The organism is Alteromonas sp. MTD1 (genome assembly GCF_042848195.1).
Lineage (GTDB): Bacteria > Pseudomonadota > Gammaproteobacteria > Enterobacterales > Alteromonadaceae > Alteromonas.
In genome coordinates this window covers 296,978-314,988 of the sequence record NZ_BTGG01000001.1, presented here as the reverse complement: position 1 = coordinate 314,988, position 18,011 = coordinate 296,978, and the positions used below count along the sequence as shown (strand labels likewise).

At 43.1% G+C, this 18,011-nt stretch carries 15 protein-coding genes and 1 pseudogene; 8 read left to right on the top strand and 8 right to left on the bottom strand.

The window, feature by feature from the left end:
- Nucleotides 1-58: 58 nt before the first annotated feature.
- Nucleotides 59-2,773 carry a DNA topoisomerase (ATP-hydrolyzing) subunit A gene (gyrA, locus tag ACGHAV_RS01345; RefSeq protein WP_390375394.1) on the bottom strand — a complete coding sequence of 905 codons (2,715 nt, stop codon included), beginning with the start codon at nucleotides 2,771-2,773 and terminating at the stop codon, nucleotides 59-61.
- Nucleotides 2,774-3,076: 303 nt separating this feature from the next.
- Between gyrA and ubiG the strand changes: the two genes are divergently transcribed.
- From ubiG to yfaE, 4 genes are all read left to right on the top strand, one after another.
- Nucleotides 3,077-3,781: a bifunctional 2-polyprenyl-6-hydroxyphenol methylase/3-demethylubiquinol 3-O-methyltransferase UbiG gene (gene ubiG, locus ACGHAV_RS01340; RefSeq protein ID WP_390375391.1), complete on the top strand. Its 705-nt coding sequence runs from the start codon at nucleotides 3,077-3,079 to the stop codon at nucleotides 3,779-3,781.
- 604 nt (nucleotides 3,782-4,385) lie between these two features.
- Complete coding sequence (gene nrdA / locus ACGHAV_RS01335) at nucleotides 4,386-6,707, top strand: class 1a ribonucleoside-diphosphate reductase subunit alpha (RefSeq protein WP_390375388.1); 2,322 nt, start codon at nucleotides 4,386-4,388, stop codon at nucleotides 6,705-6,707.
- 123 nt (nucleotides 6,708-6,830) lie between these two features.
- Nucleotides 6,831-7,961, top strand: coding sequence for a class Ia ribonucleoside-diphosphate reductase subunit beta (gene nrdB / locus ACGHAV_RS01330; protein WP_390375385.1), 1,131 nt, complete (start codon nucleotides 6,831-6,833; stop codon nucleotides 7,959-7,961).
- Between the two features lie 12 nt (nucleotides 7,962-7,973).
- Nucleotides 7,974-8,246, top strand: a complete 273-nt coding sequence (gene yfaE / locus ACGHAV_RS01325) for a class I ribonucleotide reductase maintenance protein YfaE (RefSeq protein WP_334015906.1) — start codon at nucleotides 7,974-7,976, stop codon at nucleotides 8,244-8,246.
- 60 nt (nucleotides 8,247-8,306) lie between these two features.
- Here yfaE and ACGHAV_RS01320 read toward each other — a convergent pair whose 3' ends face one another.
- Nucleotides 8,307-8,771: a hypothetical protein gene (locus ACGHAV_RS01320; protein WP_390375381.1), complete on the bottom strand. Its 465-nt coding sequence runs from the start codon at nucleotides 8,769-8,771 to the stop codon at nucleotides 8,307-8,309.
- A gap of 226 nt (nucleotides 8,772-8,997) precedes the next feature.
- On the bottom strand, nucleotides 8,998-10,029 hold the full coding sequence (locus ACGHAV_RS01315; RefSeq protein ID WP_390375379.1) for a helix-turn-helix domain-containing protein: 1,032 nt from the start codon (nucleotides 10,027-10,029) through the stop codon (nucleotides 8,998-9,000).
- Nucleotides 10,030-10,149: 120 nt separating this feature from the next.
- On the opposite strand from ACGHAV_RS01315, the gene ACGHAV_RS01310 reads away from it, so the two are divergent.
- Both ACGHAV_RS01310 and ACGHAV_RS01305 read left to right on the top strand, forming a co-directional pair.
- Nucleotides 10,150-11,277: an alkane 1-monooxygenase gene (locus ACGHAV_RS01310; RefSeq protein WP_390375376.1), complete on the top strand. Its 1,128-nt coding sequence runs from the start codon at nucleotides 10,150-10,152 to the stop codon at nucleotides 11,275-11,277.
- Nucleotides 11,278-11,384: 107 nt separating this feature from the next.
- Entirely contained in the window at nucleotides 11,385-12,482 is a 1,098-nt protein-coding gene (locus ACGHAV_RS01305) for an NADH:flavin oxidoreductase (RefSeq protein ID WP_390375373.1), read from the top strand.
- Between the two features lie 149 nt (nucleotides 12,483-12,631).
- On the opposite strand, the pseudogene ACGHAV_RS01300 reads toward ACGHAV_RS01305, so the two are convergent.
- The 5 genes and pseudogenes from ACGHAV_RS01300 to dapA form a co-directional block, all read right to left on the bottom strand.
- Nucleotides 12,632-12,924, bottom strand: a pseudogene (locus ACGHAV_RS01300) (EAL domain-containing protein); the annotation flags it as partial.
- 84 nt (nucleotides 12,925-13,008) lie between these two features.
- The gene (locus tag ACGHAV_RS01295; RefSeq protein ID WP_390375370.1) at nucleotides 13,009-13,905 is read right to left on the bottom strand and encodes a DMT family transporter; all 897 of its coding nucleotides are present in this window, start codon (nucleotides 13,903-13,905) and stop codon (nucleotides 13,009-13,011) included.
- 133 nt (nucleotides 13,906-14,038) lie between these two features.
- Entirely contained in the window at nucleotides 14,039-14,752 is a 714-nt protein-coding gene (purC, locus tag ACGHAV_RS01290; RefSeq protein ID WP_334015912.1) for a phosphoribosylaminoimidazolesuccinocarboxamide synthase, read from the bottom strand.
- Nucleotides 14,753-14,764: 12 nt separating this feature from the next.
- Nucleotides 14,765-15,868: an outer membrane protein assembly factor BamC gene (gene bamC, locus ACGHAV_RS01285; RefSeq protein WP_390375367.1), complete on the bottom strand. Its 1,104-nt coding sequence runs from the start codon at nucleotides 15,866-15,868 to the stop codon at nucleotides 14,765-14,767.
- A gap of 12 nt (nucleotides 15,869-15,880) precedes the next feature.
- Nucleotides 15,881-16,765: a 4-hydroxy-tetrahydrodipicolinate synthase gene (gene dapA, locus ACGHAV_RS01280; RefSeq protein ID WP_390375364.1), complete on the bottom strand. Its 885-nt coding sequence runs from the start codon at nucleotides 16,763-16,765 to the stop codon at nucleotides 15,881-15,883.
- Between the two features lie 178 nt (nucleotides 16,766-16,943).
- Here dapA and ACGHAV_RS01275 point away from each other — a divergent pair, with 178 nt between their 5' ends.
- Together ACGHAV_RS01275 and bcp are read left to right on the top strand one after the other, a co-directional pair.
- Entirely contained in the window at nucleotides 16,944-17,507 is a 564-nt protein-coding gene (locus ACGHAV_RS01275; protein ID WP_390375361.1) for a glycine cleavage system protein R, read from the top strand.
- Nucleotides 17,485-17,952 carry a thioredoxin-dependent thiol peroxidase gene (gene bcp, locus ACGHAV_RS01270; protein WP_334015916.1) on the top strand — a complete coding sequence of 156 codons (468 nt, stop codon included), beginning with the start codon at nucleotides 17,485-17,487 and terminating at the stop codon, nucleotides 17,950-17,952. The genes ACGHAV_RS01275 and bcp overlap by 23 nt, the downstream gene beginning before the upstream one ends.
- Nucleotides 17,953-18,011: the final 59 nt, after the last annotated feature.

Here is an 18,011-nt window from a genome sequence, read left to right as displayed (position 1 = left end):
AAGCCGCTTGTTTGAAAGAACACTGATAATGCGCATGGACTATGCCTGCGCGTCATCCCTACTCTTCTGTCGTTGAGCTATCACCGTCTTCTGCGGTGTTTTCTTGCTCTTGAACAGCAGTTTCTGCTTGTTCTGGCGCATCTTCAGAAATAATTGGGTTACCGTCTTCATCAAGCTCTTGTAACTCTTCTACTTCTTCAATACGTTGTAACCCTACAACGTGCTCACCTTCTACAGTACGTATTAAGCGAACACCCTGTGTGTTACGGCCTACAACTGACACTTCGCCTACACGGGTACGAACCAGTGTGCCTTGGTCACTAATAAGCATAATTTCGTTGGTTTCATCTACCTGAACAGCACCAACCACTTTGCCGTTTCGCTCAGATACCTTAATTGACACAACACCTTGAGTTGCGCGGCTCTTCGCTGGGTAATCTTCTAGTGGTGTACGCTTACCGAAACCGTTTTCGGTTGCGGTAAGAATAGGTCCATCGCCCTTCGGTACAATAAGCGAAACTACTTTTTGACCATCTTGCAGACGAATACCGCGAACACCTGTTGCTGTTCTGCCCATTGGACGCAGCGCAAGCAGTTCTTCACCTGTTTCTGGGTCGCGTTTTACTTCACCAGTTTCACTGTCGCGAAGCTTTTCGTTGAAACGAACCACTTTACCTGCGTCAGAGAACAACATGATGTCGTCATCACCATGGGTAATATCAACGCCAATTAACTCATCACCCTCGTTTAGGTTTACGGCAATAATACCGCTTGAACGAGGACGAGAGTATAGGCTTAGATCAGTCTTTTTCACTGTACCGTTTGCCGTTGCCATTAACACAAACTTACCTTCTTCAAATTCTTTGATTGGAAGAATGGCAGTAATACGTTCATTTTCTTCAAGCGGCAAAATGTTAACGATAGGACGTCCACGTGCATTTCTGCTTGCAAACGGCAATTGATACACTTTTAACCAATACAAACGACCGCGGGTAGAGAAACACAGAATGTGATCGTGAGTGTTTGCGACTAGCAGCTTTTCAATGAAATCTTCGTCTTTCATCTTCGTTGCTGACTTACCACGCCCACCACGGCGCTGTGCTTCATAATCGGTTAGTTTTTGATATTTAACATATCCTTCGCGAGAAAGCGTAACTACAACGTCTTCTTGCTCAATCAAATCTTCAATATCAATATCGTGACTTGCCGCAGTGATTTCAGTACGACGTCCGTCACCAAATTCATCGCGTACTTTTTCAAGTTCTTCTTGAATTACTTCCATCAAACGCTCAGGGCTGTTTAAGATATGAAGAAGTTCAGCGATGATTTCTAGAAGTTGTTTATATTCTTCTAGAATCTTTTCGTGCTCTAGACCCGTTAGTTTGTGAAGGCGTAGGTCAAGAATAGCCTGTGCTTGCTGCTCAGTAAGGTAATATTTGCCATCGCGAATACCAAACTCTGGCATTAACCAGTCTGGACGCGCGGCGTCATCACCTGCGCGCTCAAGCATTTGCGCTACGTCACCTAAGTCCCAACCCTGTGCAACAAGTGATTTCTTCGCATCAGCCGGGCTTTGCGATGCTTTTATCAACTCGATAATTGGGTCGATGTTTGCGAGTGCAATTGCCAAACCTTCAAGGATGTGAGCACGGTCGCGCGCTTTACGTAATTCAAATACGGTACGACGAGTAACCACTTCACGACGGTGAAGGATAAACGCTTCAAGCGTTTCTTTAAGGTTAAATACCTTTGGCTGACCGTTATCAAGCGCAACCATGTTAATACCGAATACCGTCTGAAGCTGGGTATTGGCATATAAGTGGTTAAGTAGAACCTCTGCAGACTCGTTTCGCTTAACTTCGATAACAATACGCATACCGTCTTTATCAGACTCGTCACGTAGTGCAGACACACCCTCGATACGCTTCTCTTTAACAAGTTCGGCGATCTTTTCGATAAGACGTGCTTTGTTTACCTGATAAGGGATCTCGTTAACGACAATAGTTTCTTTGCCGTTAGCATCTGTTTCAATCTCCGCTTTGGCGCGCAGATAAATTTTTCCACGACCCGTACGGTACGCATCTTCAATACCCTTGCGGCCACTTATCATTGCTGCGGTTGGGAAATCTGGGCCAGGAATGTGCGTCATCAAGTCGTCAATGGTAATTGAAGGGTCCTGAATAAGCGCAACACACCCATTAATGACTTCTGTAAGGTTATGCGGCGGTATATTGGTTGCCATACCTACCGCGATACCAGATGAACCATTAACAAGAAGGTTTGGAACTTTGGTAGGCAATACCTCAGGAATATGCTCTGTACCGTCATAGTTGGGCACAAAGTCGACTGTTTCTTTGTCTAAATCCGCAAGTAGCTCGTGCGCGATTTTTGCCATACGTACTTCGGTGTAACGCATTGCAGCTGCCGAGTCGCCATCGACTGATCCAAAGTTACCCTGGCCGTCAACTAGCATATAGCGAAGCGAGAATGGCTGCGCCATACGTACAATAGTGTCGTAAACTGCTGAATCACCATGAGGGTGATATTTACCGATTACATCGCCTACCACACGGGCAGACTTTTTGTATGGCTTGTTGAAGTCGTTTTTTAACTCGTTCATTGCAAACAGTACACGGCGGTGCACTGGTTTTAAACCATCTCTAACGTCGGGCAATGCTCGCCCGACAATAACGCTCATCGCGTAATCAAGGTATGAGTTCTTTAACTCTTCCTCAATATTAACGGGGAGGATTTCTTTAGCGTTATCAGACATAAACTGCTTAATCCCTTTATCTTGATTTGTTCTGCGTTTCCCTTGCAGCCACTTTACATGAACTGTTAAAGCGGCTCATAGGCGCGCACTGTTATTATTATGTGGGTCATAATCGTGTCTCGAGTGTACCACTTGATGACAGATTTATGTAGCGCTTAATTACGCATATTAATACACAAAAATGCAAGCGATTATTTTTCATTCAGACAGCGCGTAAAAAAGCATAGATTTGACCAAAAACAGTGAAATACATCCGCAAATTGCGATATGTTAAAAGGAGAAAAATTAAGGACTGTTTTATCCATGTCGAATGTAGATCAACAAGAAATTAGCAAATTCTCTGAACTGGCCTCGCGTTGGTGGGATCCAGAAGGTGAATTTAAGCCTCTGCACCTTATTAACCCACTGCGCTTAGATTTTATAAACCAACACAGCGGCGGCCTTTTCGAAAAGAAGGTATTAGATATTGGCTGTGGTGGCGGCATTCTTGCTGAATCGATGGCAAAGGCAGGCGCAAAGGTAACTGGGCTTGATATGGCCGAAGCATCGTTAGAAGTGGCCAAGCTACATGGTTTAGAGTCTGGCGTTAAAGTTGAGTACGTATGTGCTACTGCTGAAGAGTTTGCTGCGAAACATAAAGGGTCATTTGACGTAGTGACATGCATGGAGATGTTAGAGCACGTTCCAGATCCAGCGTCGGTAGTTCGCGCCTGTGCAGAATTAGTGAAGCCCGGCGGCCATGTATTCTTTTCTACCCTTAATAGAAATATTAAGTCTTACTTGATGGGGATCGTTGGCGCAGAATATGTATTAAAGCTTGTGCCAAAAGGAACACATGATCATTCAAAATTCATCAAGCCATCTGAGCTCATGTCGATGACGGATCAGGCAGGATTGCTTCCTCGCGATATGACGGGTTTACATATGGACCCTATCTCGCAAGGTTTTTACTTGTCATCAAGTAACGTTGATGTGAATTACCTACTATATACAGTATCGCAAGAATAATTTAACACTACATATTGGGTTGCGGCGATAATTTAAACACCATATATCGTGTTTTTATAAAAACTCGTTTCTAAGAATAAATTAATTTTTTTCTGAATCATGTAACGAAAAATGCTTGCATTCCCTTTGTTTTACGCTTTTAGAAAGCTAAAAAGTTAGTTGTTACTAACGTAAATTTCATGCCAATTTGAGTGCTTGAAATACCACCAGATATTGGGTTGCATTCGAGACGAAACCTCACTATCTTGTGTTTAATCCAGACAGCGATCCCACAGTTCAAATCAGCAATTTTCTGATACGTCTAACTTGGGATCACACAGATCGCGTAGTGATACGCCACTCTTTATCACTGGATAAAATTACGAAACGAATTTAAGTAGCAATACAAAAGTAGTCTTCACGCAAAGCCTCATTATCTAGAAGGTAAATAGGCAAAGGTAAGGCCGCTTCAGTGTGGGTTGTTTTCAGGCGCTTTACGCATGTTTTATCAAGGACTGCGCTTAGATTACTCTGAACAAAAACGCACACAAACGAACACAAATTAAAAAATTAAAATGGGCAAAAAGCCCACGCTTCAAGCGCTAACAGACAAACGGCCAGTAACATGAACAACAATCTATTCGTCACCAAACGCAACGGTGAAAAAGAGTCAATCGACTTGGAGAAAATCCATAAAGTCGTCACATGGGCAGCAAAAGGACTTAAAAACGTCTCAGTTTCTCAAGTTGAAATCAAAGCTCAAATCCAGTTTTTTGATGGCATTAACACTAGCGAAATTCATGAAACGCTAATTAAGTCAGCGGCAGACCTAATCTCTACCGACGCACCGGATTATCAATATTTGGCTGCACGTTTGGCTATTTTCCATCTTCGTAAGAAAGCCTACGGTCAGTTCGAGCCGCCAGCGCTTTTCGATCACGTCGCTAAGATGGTAGATGCTGGCAAATATGACAATCACCTTCTAGAAGACTACACACCTGAAGAATTCGCCGAAATGGACAGCTACATTGACCATTGGCGCGATATGAACTTCAGCTACGCGGCCGTTAAGCAGCTTGAAGGTAAGTACCTTGTTCAAAACCGCGTTACCGGTGAAATATATGAAAGTGCACAGTTCCTTTATATTCTTGTAGCGGCGTGCCTTTTCGCGAATTATGACAAAGCTGTGCGAATGGACTACATTCGTCGTTTTTACGATGCAGCATCTACGTTCAAGCTGTCTTTACCTACGCCTATTATGGCTGGCGTACGTACTCCAACACGTCAGTTTAGCTCTTGCGTACTTATCGAGACCGGTGACAGCCTAGACTCAATCAACGCGTCAGCGAGCGCGATTGTAAAATACGTAAGTCAGCGTGCTGGTATTGGTGTTAACGCGGGCCGCATTCGCGCGTTAGGTAGCCCTATTCGTGGCGGCGAAGCTTTCCACACCGGCTGTATACCTTTTTACAAGTATTTCCAAACTGCGGTTAAGAGCTGTTCACAAGGCGGTGTTCGTGGTGGCGCTGCTACCCTGTTCTATCCAATTTGGCACATGGAAGTTGAATCACTTCTGGTACTTAAAAACAACCGTGGTGTAGAAGAGAACCGCGTTCGTCACCTAGACTACGGTGTTCAGTTCAACAAGCTAATGTATCAGCGCATGATGAAGGATGGCTACATCTCATTGTTTAGCCCTTCTGACGTTCCTGGATTGTACGATGCGTTCTTCGCTGACCAAGATAAGTTCGAAGAACTGTACGTCAAGTATGAAAATGACGACAGCATTCGCAAAAAACAAATAAAAGCGATGGAGCTTTTCAGCTTGTTTATGCAGGAGCGTGCAAGTACAGGTCGTATTTATCTTCAAAACGTTGACCACTGTAATACGCACAGCCCGTTCAACCCAGAAGTTGCACCAGTTCGTCAAAGTAACCTTTGTCTTGAAATTGCGCTACCTACTAAGCCACTTCAACACGTAAACGACGAAAACGGTGAAATTGCATTATGTACCCTGTCTGCATTTAACTTAGGCGCTATCGAATCGTTAGACGAATTTGAAGAGCTTGCAGACCTAGCCGTACGTGCTCTTGATAACTTGTTAGATTACCAAGACTACCCTGTGCCAGCTGCATACAATGCAACGATGGGCAGACGTACATTAGGTGTAGGCGTAATTAACTTTGCTTACTACCTTGCGAAAAATGGCGTTAAATATTCTGACCACAGCGCGAACGGTCTTGTTCACCGCACGTTTGAAGCTATGCAGTATTATCTGCTGAAGGCGTCGAACAACTTAGCTAAAGAGAAAGGCGCATGTCCGAAGTTTAACGAAACTACGTATTCTCAAGGTATAATGCCAATCGACAGCTACAAGAAAGATCTTGATAGCGTGTGTAACGAGCCGCTACATTACGATTGGGATACACTTCGTGAAGAAGTGAAAACGCACGGATTGCGTAACTCTACACTGTCAGCGTTGATGCCGTCTGAAACGTCGTCACAAATTTCTAACGCAACAAACGGTATTGAGCCGCCTCGTGGCTTTATCAGTATCAAGTCAAGTAAAGACGGTGTACTTAAGCAAGTAGTACCTGAGTACGAAACGCTTAAAGACCAATACGAACTACTTTGGGACATTCCATCTAACGACGGGTACCTTCAGCTTGTTGGTATTATGCAGAAGTTTATTGACCAAACTATCTCTGCAAACACAAATTACGACCCAAGTCGTTACGAAGGTAATAAGGTACCTATGAAGCTTCTTCTTAAAGACCTTCTTACTACGTACAAACTTGGCGTTAAAACCCTTTATTACCATAACACTCGTGACGGTGCATCAGACACATCTGCGCTAGATGCCAAAGCGAATGTGCCTTTACCTCGCCAAGAAGAGGTGGTAGTAGAGGAAGATGATGATTGTGCAGGCGGTGCGTGTAAAATATAACAATAGCACGCACTACCCTGTCTGATAACAAGCGCATTACAATGCGTTTGTTATCAAAGAAGTATTGCAGCAAGAACACAAATAATAACACGCGTTAATCATTAAGTTTTTAGTTAGGCCATCATGAAATACACTACGTTTAATCAGCAAAGTACAAATCCATTGGTTGAGCCAATGTTTTTCGGTAATCCGGTAAACGTTGCCCGTTACGACCAACAAAAGCATGCCATTTTCGAAAAGCTTATTGAGAAACAAATAAGCTTCTTTTGGCGTCCAGAGGAAGTTGACGTGTCTCGTGACCGCGTGGACTTTCAAAAACTCACCGATCCTGAAAAGCATATTTTCATCTCAAACTTAAAATATCAAACCCTGCTTGATTCGGTCCAAGGCCGCAGCCCAAACATTGCGTTCTTACCAATCATCTCACTGCCAGAGCTTGAAACTTGGGTTGAGACTTGGTCGTTCTTCGAAACCATTCACTCGCGTTCATACACGCACATTTTGCGTAATCTCTTTTCAGATCCGAGTGAAATTTTTGAAGACATTGTAGTTAACGATGAAATTAAGCGCCGTGCAGCCGACATTTCGAAATACTACGACGACCTAATATTTGCTACACAGCTTTGGCAAACTCAAGGTGAAGGCGTTCACACTGTGAACGGCTCTACTTACACCGTGAACATGTACGAACTTAAGAAAAAGCTCTTCCTATGCATGAACTCGGTAAACGCGCTTGAAGCGATTCGTTTTTACGTTTCTTTCGCCTGCACATTCGCATTTGCAGAGCGCAAGTTGATGGAAGGTAACTCGAAAATTATTCGTCTAATTGCACGTGACGAAAACCTTCACCTTTCCTCAACACAGCACATTCTTAACCTGTGGGCAAAAAGCAAAGACGACCCAGATATGGCGCAAATCGCTGAAGAATGTAAAGACGAGGCACGTGATATCTTTTTGAACGCTGTTGAACAAGAAAAACAGTGGGCCGACTACTTGTTCCAAAGTGGTTCAATGATTGGACTTAATAAAGAGATCCTTTGCCAATATGTTGAATATATTGCTAATCAACGAATGACTGCAATTGGTCTAGACGCACCGTTCGATGTTAGCAGCAACCCACTTCCATGGATGAACAACTACCTTAACTCTGACAATGTACAAGTTGCACCGCAAGAGTCTGAGATTAGTTCATACTTAGTAGGTCAAATTGATTCTGCGGTGAGTGAAGACGATTTTGCTGACTTTGAACTGTAATTCTACAGTTCGATGAGCAACCCGCCAAACAGGCTTCGCATCGACATTGTCGATGTGGGGCCTATTGAAGCCCCTGCCGATAAAACAATTCTAACTGCACTTGAAGCAGCAGATGTCCATATTCACTACCATTGCCGTGAAGGCTTTTGTGGTGCGTGCAGGACCAAGCTAATTGAGGGCGAAGTAGAATACACTACCGATCCTCTGGCCTTTATCGATGACGATGAAATACTGCCTTGCTGTTGTGTAGCAAAGTGCCCATTGAAGATCAAAGTGCCGCTGTAAGCCAGTATTCTTTTTAATCGACTAAAAGGTTACGATTAACACTAGAAACCGCATACTGTGCTATTGATCAATCTCTTCAACAACGTCTTTGCTTTTGCGCATTTTAGTCTTTAATTCTCTCTCATATTCGCGCTTTTCTTTAGCCGCTTCACGCTTTTGCTTTTCCCACGCTCTTTTTTCTTCACGCTCGTTTTTTCGCGCTTCTTTTAACATCTCACGTTTTTCTTTTGCCGCTTCACGCTTCGATTCTCGTTCTTGTTTAGCGAATTCTCGCTGTAACTCTCTTTGCTCTTTAGCTGCATCGCGTTCAAGCTCAGCTTCTTTTTTTGACATGTCACGAAGCAAGTCGCGCTTCTCTTTTGCAAGTTCACGCTCTTTCTCTGCTAGAGCTTTTCGTTTCTCTTTGATAACTGTCTCTTTATCCTTGAGTCTTTCATTTACAACACTTTCATTTTCCTGAGAAAGTAACGGGTTAGAGAACGCTACGGCAATAATTAATAAACTTGCTGATGTTAAGCTTTTCATCTTCATTTTCCTTTTAACGTAGGTACTGTTTTGCCATGTTTTCTTAGGCAGAAAAACAGTGTCTAGTTGGTCAATGCCGCCATTGCTTCATGCAAACATTGCCACTCCCAGCTGAGCAAAAAACACACTCTACACTTACCTTAAAGCAACGGTAGATAACGTTCAACAATGGTAAATGCTTGTTACAGATTATGAATGGAGATAAAAGCCTTACACGCTTTGACTTTCACTGAAAAGAAGATGGTGTTGAACCAAACCATTTTATAAACGCACGCCTGAAGTTAGACGGGTCGGCGTACCCAAGGATATCGGCAGTTTGCTGTACGCTTAACCTTTTAATGTGCAGTAGTTCATAGGCTCGCAGCATTAGAAAGGTGTCTCGCTCCTTTTTAAAACTTGTGTGTTCTGCCTCCAGTTGACGATGTAATGTACGCTTACTCATATTCATGGCGCTCGCAGCGTCATCTAATATAGGCATACCATGACATTCATTTTCAAGGTAACGCTTAAGTTTGTGCGAAAGACTATTTCCTAAAATACGCTCTTTATCCGCCTCACATAACTGCACTGCATACTGATAACTTACTGGGTCGCTTCCTATTAACGGTCTGTTCGCGTTTTCTGCATCAACAATTACGCCGCATAAAGGCTGCTGAAACTTACAGTCAAAGTTTGCCGTGATGTCTCTGCTTGTTTCATCAGTGTGTTTTGAATAATCGAACAGTAAACCTTTAATAATAGGCGGGTTACCAGCCTGAGTGATACCGTTATGTAAATTGATGAAGGCAGCTGTTAATACATCGATAAAAAAACAATGAGTTTCATCTTTCCAAAAACGGTCGATAACGTTAACGGTAATAAGGTTGCCATGTTCAATGACATTAAGTGATACGTACGGAATTAGCACGTTAATAAAGCGCTGAACTAACCTAATAATGCCCATTCCTGAATCACAGTTCATAACGGCTAAGCCAAAAGAGCCATGGTGTATAGGCTGCAGCGCACTTCCCAGCAACATGCCTGGGGAGCAAACATTTTTTTGCGTTACAATATGCGTAATAAGTCTGCTAAAAACCGGCGCGGGAACCCTAACGTTTAACGACGTATAGTCAGGCATATTAAGCCCTAACTCAGTAAAACACTCGCTTAGACACACCCCCTGCTTAGCAAGCACATTACTAAACTGCATAATATAAAATGTTGGAACGTCGTGAGTAGTACTCTTCATTACTTCGCCAACTTCATAATTTCTTATCATGCCAGCCTAAATCAGTTACTCGCAATTGGCAATAAATGACCGCACTTTGTCAATTAATACGCTCTTATATCTTCTTGCTTTATTTCACACTAAAGAAAAACAAAAAATGAGGATAAAGCCATGTTGCATTATATAAAGTTCTTCAATTTTTATTTTACTGTCTCACTTGGGCTAGTGTCTATTTGGCTAGGAGGAATGTACATTGTTTACGGTTATGCATTGTATCTCGCCTTTTATATCATTGGTGATGCTGTACTTGGTGACGATGTGTCAGAGCCTCCATTGCTTAACGATACGCTGCTGCGCTATATGCTTTACAGTGCACTGCCCTTAAGTACTGTGATTTATCTGTCTGGATTATGGTTAGTATTGCCGAATGACAGTGCTTTATGGCATTGGCTGTCTCCTTACCTTCCTACCTTGTTGATTAAAGCGAAAAAGGTAACTACGTGGTGGCAAATAGCCGTAGCCGTTCCATTTTTAGGGCTCATGTTAGGCGGTGTTGCCACCGTTGTAGCGCATGAGTTAGTGCATAAGATAGGTAACCCAGTGTCGGTGACTTTTGGGCGCTGGCTACTTGCTTTTAGTTTTGATGCTAACTTTTCAGTGGAGCATGTTTACAACCATCATATTAAAGTTGCCACCGCTGATGACCCTGCTACCGCACCACGAGGAAGAGACGTTTACAGCCATTTTGTGAAGGCGTTTATTGGTACACAAAAAGCCGGCTGGCAAATAGAAAAGAAACGACTCAAAAGAAAAGCGTTACCGGTTTTGAGCTGGCGAAATGCCTGTATACGCGGATGGTTAATGAGCGTAACGCTACTAGGTAGTGCATATTTGTTAGCCGGTATTGCAGGTGTGCTAATGTTTGTTGCCCTAGGGCTTACTGCAAAATTCACATTGGAAATTGTTAACTATATGGAGCACTACGGCTTAGTTCGTCACCCAAAGCAGCCGGTTAGACCACGTCATTCTTGGAATTCTAATCGACGCGTAAGTTGCTGGACGATGTTTAATTTACCACGACATAGTCATCACCATGCACAAGGTGCTGTTCCGTTTGTGAAACTTAAAGCCCTACCCGATTCTCCTGAAATGATTGGTGGTTACATATCGACTATGGGCATAGCGTTAATCCCCCCGCTTTGGTTTCGTATTATGAAGAAGAAGCTTGCCCATTGGGATGAACATTATGCTAATGAAGAAGAGCGCAAAATAATTGCTCAGCTAAACAATAAAAATTAGCTGTATATCTGCGTTTGGTTATAACTCACTATTAGTAATTGAAAATTGACTGGCTGTAACCATAACTTACACTGATGAAAATTTGTTTAAACACTAGTGGAGTTTTTATGCCAAAGGCCAGTCTTTTCTCGCGCTTTGCCTGTAACAGCCTTGAATTAAGTAATCGTATTGTAATGGCGCCTATGACACGCCAATTTTCACCCAACGGCATACCAACAGCTGACGTTGCAGCGTATTACAAGCGCCGTGCACAAGGTGGTACGGGCCTAATTATCACTGAAGGCACTACAATAAACGATGCAGTAGCCACGATGGATGCAAATATTCCCCAGTTTCATGGCAAAGAAGCTCTTGCAGGTTGGGAGAAAGTTGTTGGCGAAGTGCATGCCGCTGGCGGGAAAATTATGCCACAGTTATGGCACGTAGGTATGGCTCGCGTTGCTGAAAAAGCCCCTCATCCAGAATTGCCCAGCGCAGGGCCTTCAGGGCTCTTCAAACCAGGCAAGCAAGGTGCCGAGCCTATGACACAGCAACATATAGAATCAGTCATTGCTGCCTTCGCGCAGGCTGCAGCAGACGCAAAAGCCATTGGTATGGATGGTGTAGAGATACATGGTGCTCATGGTTATCTTATCGACCAATTTTTCTGGGAAGGCACGAACCAGCGTACAGACAGTTGGGGCGGCAATATGGAAAACAGGGGTCGTTTTGCTGTTGAGATTGTTAAGGCAATTCGAAGTGCCACATCGCCTGATTTCCCCATCGTACTGCGTTACTCTCAGTGGAAACAGCAAGACTACACGGCAAGACTTGCATCAACGCCTAAAGAACTTGAAGCATTTTTGCAGCCGCTTAGTGATGCTGGCGTCGATATCTTCCATTGCTCGCAGCGTCGTTACTGGGAAAGTGAATTTGAAGATAGTAATTTAAACCTTGCTGGATGGACTAAGAAACTTACAGGCAAGCCTACAATTACCGTTGGTTCTGTGGGGTTAAACGATGACTTCTTTGGCGCCTTTAAGGGGCAAGATTCAAGCACACGCTCTATTGATGATTTACTTGAGCGACTAGACTCGCAAGAATTTGATCTTGTGGCCGTCGGACGAGCCCTGTTACAAGACCCTGAATGGGTAAACAAAATTAAAGAGGAACGTACAGATGAACTTCAAACGTATTCAGCAAGTTCACTTGCCACGTTGTCTTAATCCGCTTTTTGCGCCCTTGTTGAAGTTATTAGCAATTAAAATGTTTGAATAAATATTCTGCTGACAATGCTATCGCTCTTAAAATCTCAACTGCAGCGGCATTGTCGGCGTTATTTCAGCAAGCAAGTGCATGTTAAGACAATTTTTCACTACTTGTTGTAACGCTCTAAATACGTCTCAAAATTCGCTTTGCTTAACGGCTTGGAAAACAGATAGCCCTGTCCGTAGTCACACCCCATATATTTAGCTGCTCTTTGGTCTCAATGCCTTCGGCAACCACCTTGATTCCCAGCTCCTTAGCCATGACAATAATGGCCTCACTCAGCACCTTATCGTTGCTCGCTTCTGTCATGGAATGCACAAAGCTTCTATCTATTTTTAAAATATCGGTGGGAAATTTCTTGAGGTAAGAAATAGAAGAATGGGGTCGTCTAGCTTCATCCTTTATAGTCGCCTTTCACGTTGAAAATCAAAGCTAAAACCAGCAGTGAGTTATAAGTAAATGAGTTACCACATTTGGCTAATATTAACGAATGTGAAAGCTTTTCCGCTCCTTTTCTCTTGCTGTGTAAATTCCAAAAATTGTTAAAGCACATGACATTGTGACTAATAAGGTTAAAGGCTCGTTTAAAAACAGTATACCCATGGCAATAGCGATGACTGGGACTGAAAGCTGCACTAGCGCTGCGGTGGTAGCTCGAATATTGGGAAGACAGTGGTACCACAAAACATAACCACAAGCAGATGCAAACGCACCGGATAATAAGGCATACAAAATGCCTGCAGTATCAATATTAAGGTTAGAGCCTATCGTTCCGGTTTGTATCAACACTATGTTAACTAAAAGCGCAGCAAACGCCAGTAACGTACCGATAACGAAATTCCCGGTAGTAGATATAACGGGGGCATTACTCTTTTTACCATGTAACGTGTAAAAGCCCCATGCCATCCCTGAAAGCACCATTATTGTTGCAGCGCTAATGGAAGGTGTTGTTGCACTTGGCAGTAAAAGCATTAACACACCAGCGAAGGCCATGATAAAACCAAGAGACTGTCGCAAACTTAAGCGCTCTTTGTTCAGCAAACCAGCGCTTATCATGGTTAATTGCACCGTTCCAAAAAGAATAAGTGCACCAGTACCGGTGGATAGTGACACATAGGCAATGGAAAAGCATAACGCATATAGAAATAATGAAATGCCTCCTTTAACACTGGTGGTACTAAAGATGGAACGATACGTAATAGGTGTCTTAGAAACTCGCCTCAGACTGCTCAAGAGTAGAAGCGTGACCGCACCAAAACATAAGCGAAGCGTTGTAAAACTGACTGGATCGATACTTGTTGAAGACAGCGCCAGGCGGCAGAACAATGAATTTGCTGCAAATGCAACCATTGCTGTAGCTATCCAAAAAAAAAGCGCCATAGTTTGTGTTCCAACCTCGGTTCCGTTATTGATGTACCAGTAACAAAAAGAGGACCTCGAAGGTCCTCTTTTTATTTCATTTCATATGAAAATTTAATTAACGCGCCAGACTTTTTCAAAGCGCCAAGCTTGATTAAAGCGAGAGCCCCAAACGCTCTGCCACTTCAATATAGGTCTCAACAACAGAACCTAGCCCTTGTCTAAAACGGTCTTTATCCATTTTCTTGCGAGTTTCTTTATCCCATAAACGACAACCATCAGGGGTAAATTCATCACCAAGTACAATGTTGCCGTCTTTATCAACGCCAAATTCAAGCTTGTAATCAACTAGCAGCATACCTGCTTCGTCGAAAAGTGCTTTAAGTACCGCGTTAACTTTAAACGTCAGCGCTTTCATTTCGGCAATTTGTGCTTCTGTAGCCCAACCAAATGAAAGAATATGATAATCATTTACCATGGGGTCATGAAGCGCATCGTTTTTCAGGAAAAACTCGAAAATAGGCGGATTAAGCTCTTTGCCCTCTTCCACACCAAGTCTGCGAACTAAAGAGCCAGCAGATAGATTTCTCACTACGCACTCAACAGGGATCATGTCGAGTTTTTTAACTAAAGACTCAGTATCAGAAACAAGCGCTTCAACTTGCGTTGCAATGCCAGCTTCCTCAAGTTTTGTCATAATAAAGTGATTAAACTTATTGTTTACCTCACCCTTGCGCTCTAGCTGCTCAATTTTCTCTCCATCAAAGGCAGAAGTGTCGTTTCTGAAGTGAAGGATTAGCTTGTCGCTATCATCAGTGTAATAAACAGTTTTTGCTTTACCACGGTAAAGCTCGTCGCGTTTTTCCATTCTCAGTCTCAGTTATATATCAAGGTTATCTTCTGACATGACCTCAGCAAAGCTACTGTATAGGTCGGAAACCTGATTTGCTTCAAACGGCTTACTCTCGTTATTCATAAAAGTAATAGACGTGCGTTCAGCACCCGCTCTTGCAACTTTCAAACGATAGTCCCCTTTTTTCAGTAGTTCTTTATCGCTTGAGAATAAACCGCCCCACCAGCTGTCTTCGCCACCATTATAAGAAACAAACAGCAGGCCGTTCGATTTATCTAAATCTTTAACATCAAAACCAAGTTTTCTTAATACTAACAAGGTACGCGGCCATGCCACATCGTATTTAGCACCCACGATGTACGCGGCATCGCCATCGGCATTGAAGCCCAACTCAGTACTTAAGCCTTGACGAATCTGGGCAATTCTACGTGTTTTTTCTAGTTGAATTTGATATTCATAATGGCCGATAACCTGATTTAACACATCAACTTCTTCGCGACGCTCTTGAAGTTCATCTACCTCGGCAATTACGTCATTGCCAAGCGTCTGCATATAATCTTTTAAATCAACGGTTAATGCTGCACTTCGACCGTGAGGTTTTACATCAAGCTTGAATTCAAAACGGCGGCCAATTTCGCTCTCATCGTCAATAACGCTATACCAAGGCCCTTCAATCTCTTGCGTGATAATCATCCAGTCGGTAATTAGCACTTTATTTTCTGGACTAAAGCTGTCTACGCCAATGCCCTTTTCATCAAGGAAGCTTAGCAGCGAATTCCATATTGCTTGGCTGAGTGGCTGGCTGTCATCAACTTGGTCGAACCAAATTGTCGCTGAGCTCTTGCCCTCTTCCACGTGCGAACCTGTAACCAAAGGCAAAACCAGTGATGGAGACCTTACAGGAAGCGATTTTCCGACCAACTCTGGGTTTGCACCTTTACCTAATTCTGGAAGCGCAAACTCGCGAGACGTTTTTGGTGTATCTAACCCTTCGGGTACTTTTAGTTCTTGTTGTTGCTTAGTTTTAAGATATTCAAAACTACCCGATGCAGCTTTTCTATCTGCTTTGCTTGCACAACCTGCAAGAGCAACCATGGCCACTGAACCTGCTATAGCCAGCGTTCTTTTCATTTCGTTTCCTTCTTAGCCAGAAATCAATGCGTATTTTTTTAGTAGTTCTTCGATACGTTTTTGGCTTGTTAGTTCCGGTAAAACCATCGGTAATCGCATAACAGCGCTTTCCATCATGCCCATTTTATACAATGCCCATTTCGGCATTACTGGGTTTGGTTCAATAAATAGCTCACTGTGCAATAACGCTATGGTGGCATCGACATCACGACATCTCGTGAAGTCTTTATTCAACGCAGCTTCGCACATTTGAGCAATTGCTTTAGGCGTAATATTGGCGGTAACAGAAATAACCCCATGACCACCTTCACACATAAACTCGCAGCTTGAACCATCGTCTCCACTTAGCAGAACAAAGTCTTCTGGCACCAGTGGCTGCGTTTGTTTTAAACGAGCAATATCACCCGTTGCGTCTTTTAAACCAACGATGTTTTTATGAGTAGCAAGCTCAGCAACCGTTTCAGGGAGCATGTCTGCCACAGTACGTCCGGGTACATTGTATAGAATAACGGGAAGGTCACTGGCGTTAGCAATTGCGTTAAAGTGCGCAACCATGCCAGCTTGTTGAGGCTTATTGTAATAAGGTACAACACTTAGAAAACCGTCTACGCCCACCGCGCCAAGCTGTTCAGTAAGGAATATTGCTTCGGCAGTGGAATTTGCGCCACTTCCTGCAATGACTGGGATAGCGCCTGATGCCATTGCAACGGTTTCTCTAACCACGTCTACGTGCTCATCAAAAGGTAGTGTTGCAGATTCGCCAGTGGTACCGACAGAAACTATGCCGTGTGTACCCTGCTCAACATGAAATTTGACAAGTTTCTCTAGAGACTTGTAATCAATATCGCCGTTTTCGAACATCGGCGTGACGAGTGCTACGTAACTACCAGTAAACATAATCTCTCCGCAAAATGTGAGCGCACATGTTAATTATGTATATGGGTAAACACAAGCGATAGCGCCAGTAAAATGATAAGTATTTGACAATAACTTCTCCAATCACTCGAAAAAGGCGCTGACTTCTAAAAAAGCTCTGTGCTAACATCCTGTCATTATTAGCTTTGAAGTGAACCAAATGTCTAAACAACAACTGATTGTTACTATTCTTGGCACAGACAAAAGCGGCATTCTAAGCGAAATTGCCACCACGGTCTCTGAAGCCCAATGTAACATCCTAGACAGTAGGCAAGCCATTTACGGTAAAGAGTTCTCGCTTACTATGATTATTGAAGGTACACAAAGTGCTATCACAAAAGCAGAATGTATTCTTCCTGCTGTTTTTCAACGCTTAGACCTGCTGTCTATGATGAAACGAACCAGCCATCACGAGAAACAGAATTTAGAACACCTGTTTAGTGTGGAATTTAGTGGAGAAGATGCCGCCGGTCTTATAAAGGCAGTAACAGGTTTTTTTGCACAACGCCATGCCACGATAAGTGCATTTCGCCAACGCACTTTTAAAGACATAACTACCGGTAAAGACAGTATGCGCTGTAAATTCGTAGTGTCGCTGCCAGCCTCAGATAATTTAGATGCGCTTGAACCTGATCTCATTAACCTGTTTGACACGTTAAACGTGACAGGCAAAGTAATAGATAAACAAAAAAAGGATCCAAATGAAAACGCTACAAGCTGGTGATAAAGCACCACAATTCTCATTACAAAACCAAGATGATGAAACCGTATCGTTAGTTGACTTTGCTGGTAAGAAAGTACTTGTGTACTTTTATCCGAAAGCAATGACGCCAGGATGTACAGTTCAAGCCCAAGGGCTTCGCGACGTAAATAATGAGTTAGCAGCCAAGAACGTGGTTGTTTTGGGTATTAGCCCTGATGCAGTGAAGCGTCTGCCAAAGTTTATTGAAAAAGAGAACTTAAATTTTACCCTGCTATCAGATGAAGACCATTCAGTTGCCGACGCTTTCGGCGTTTGGGGTCCGAAAAAGTTTATGGGTAAAGAATACGACGGCATTCATCGCCTAACATTCCTTATTGATGAAGAAGGAAACATAGAGCACGTATTCAACAAGTTTAAGACCAAAGATCATCACATTGTTGTATTGGACTATTTAAACAACCAATAACACATCATGTTCCAGCGCCCCTTGTAAAAACGGGGCGTTTCACCTCATGCCCATTAATA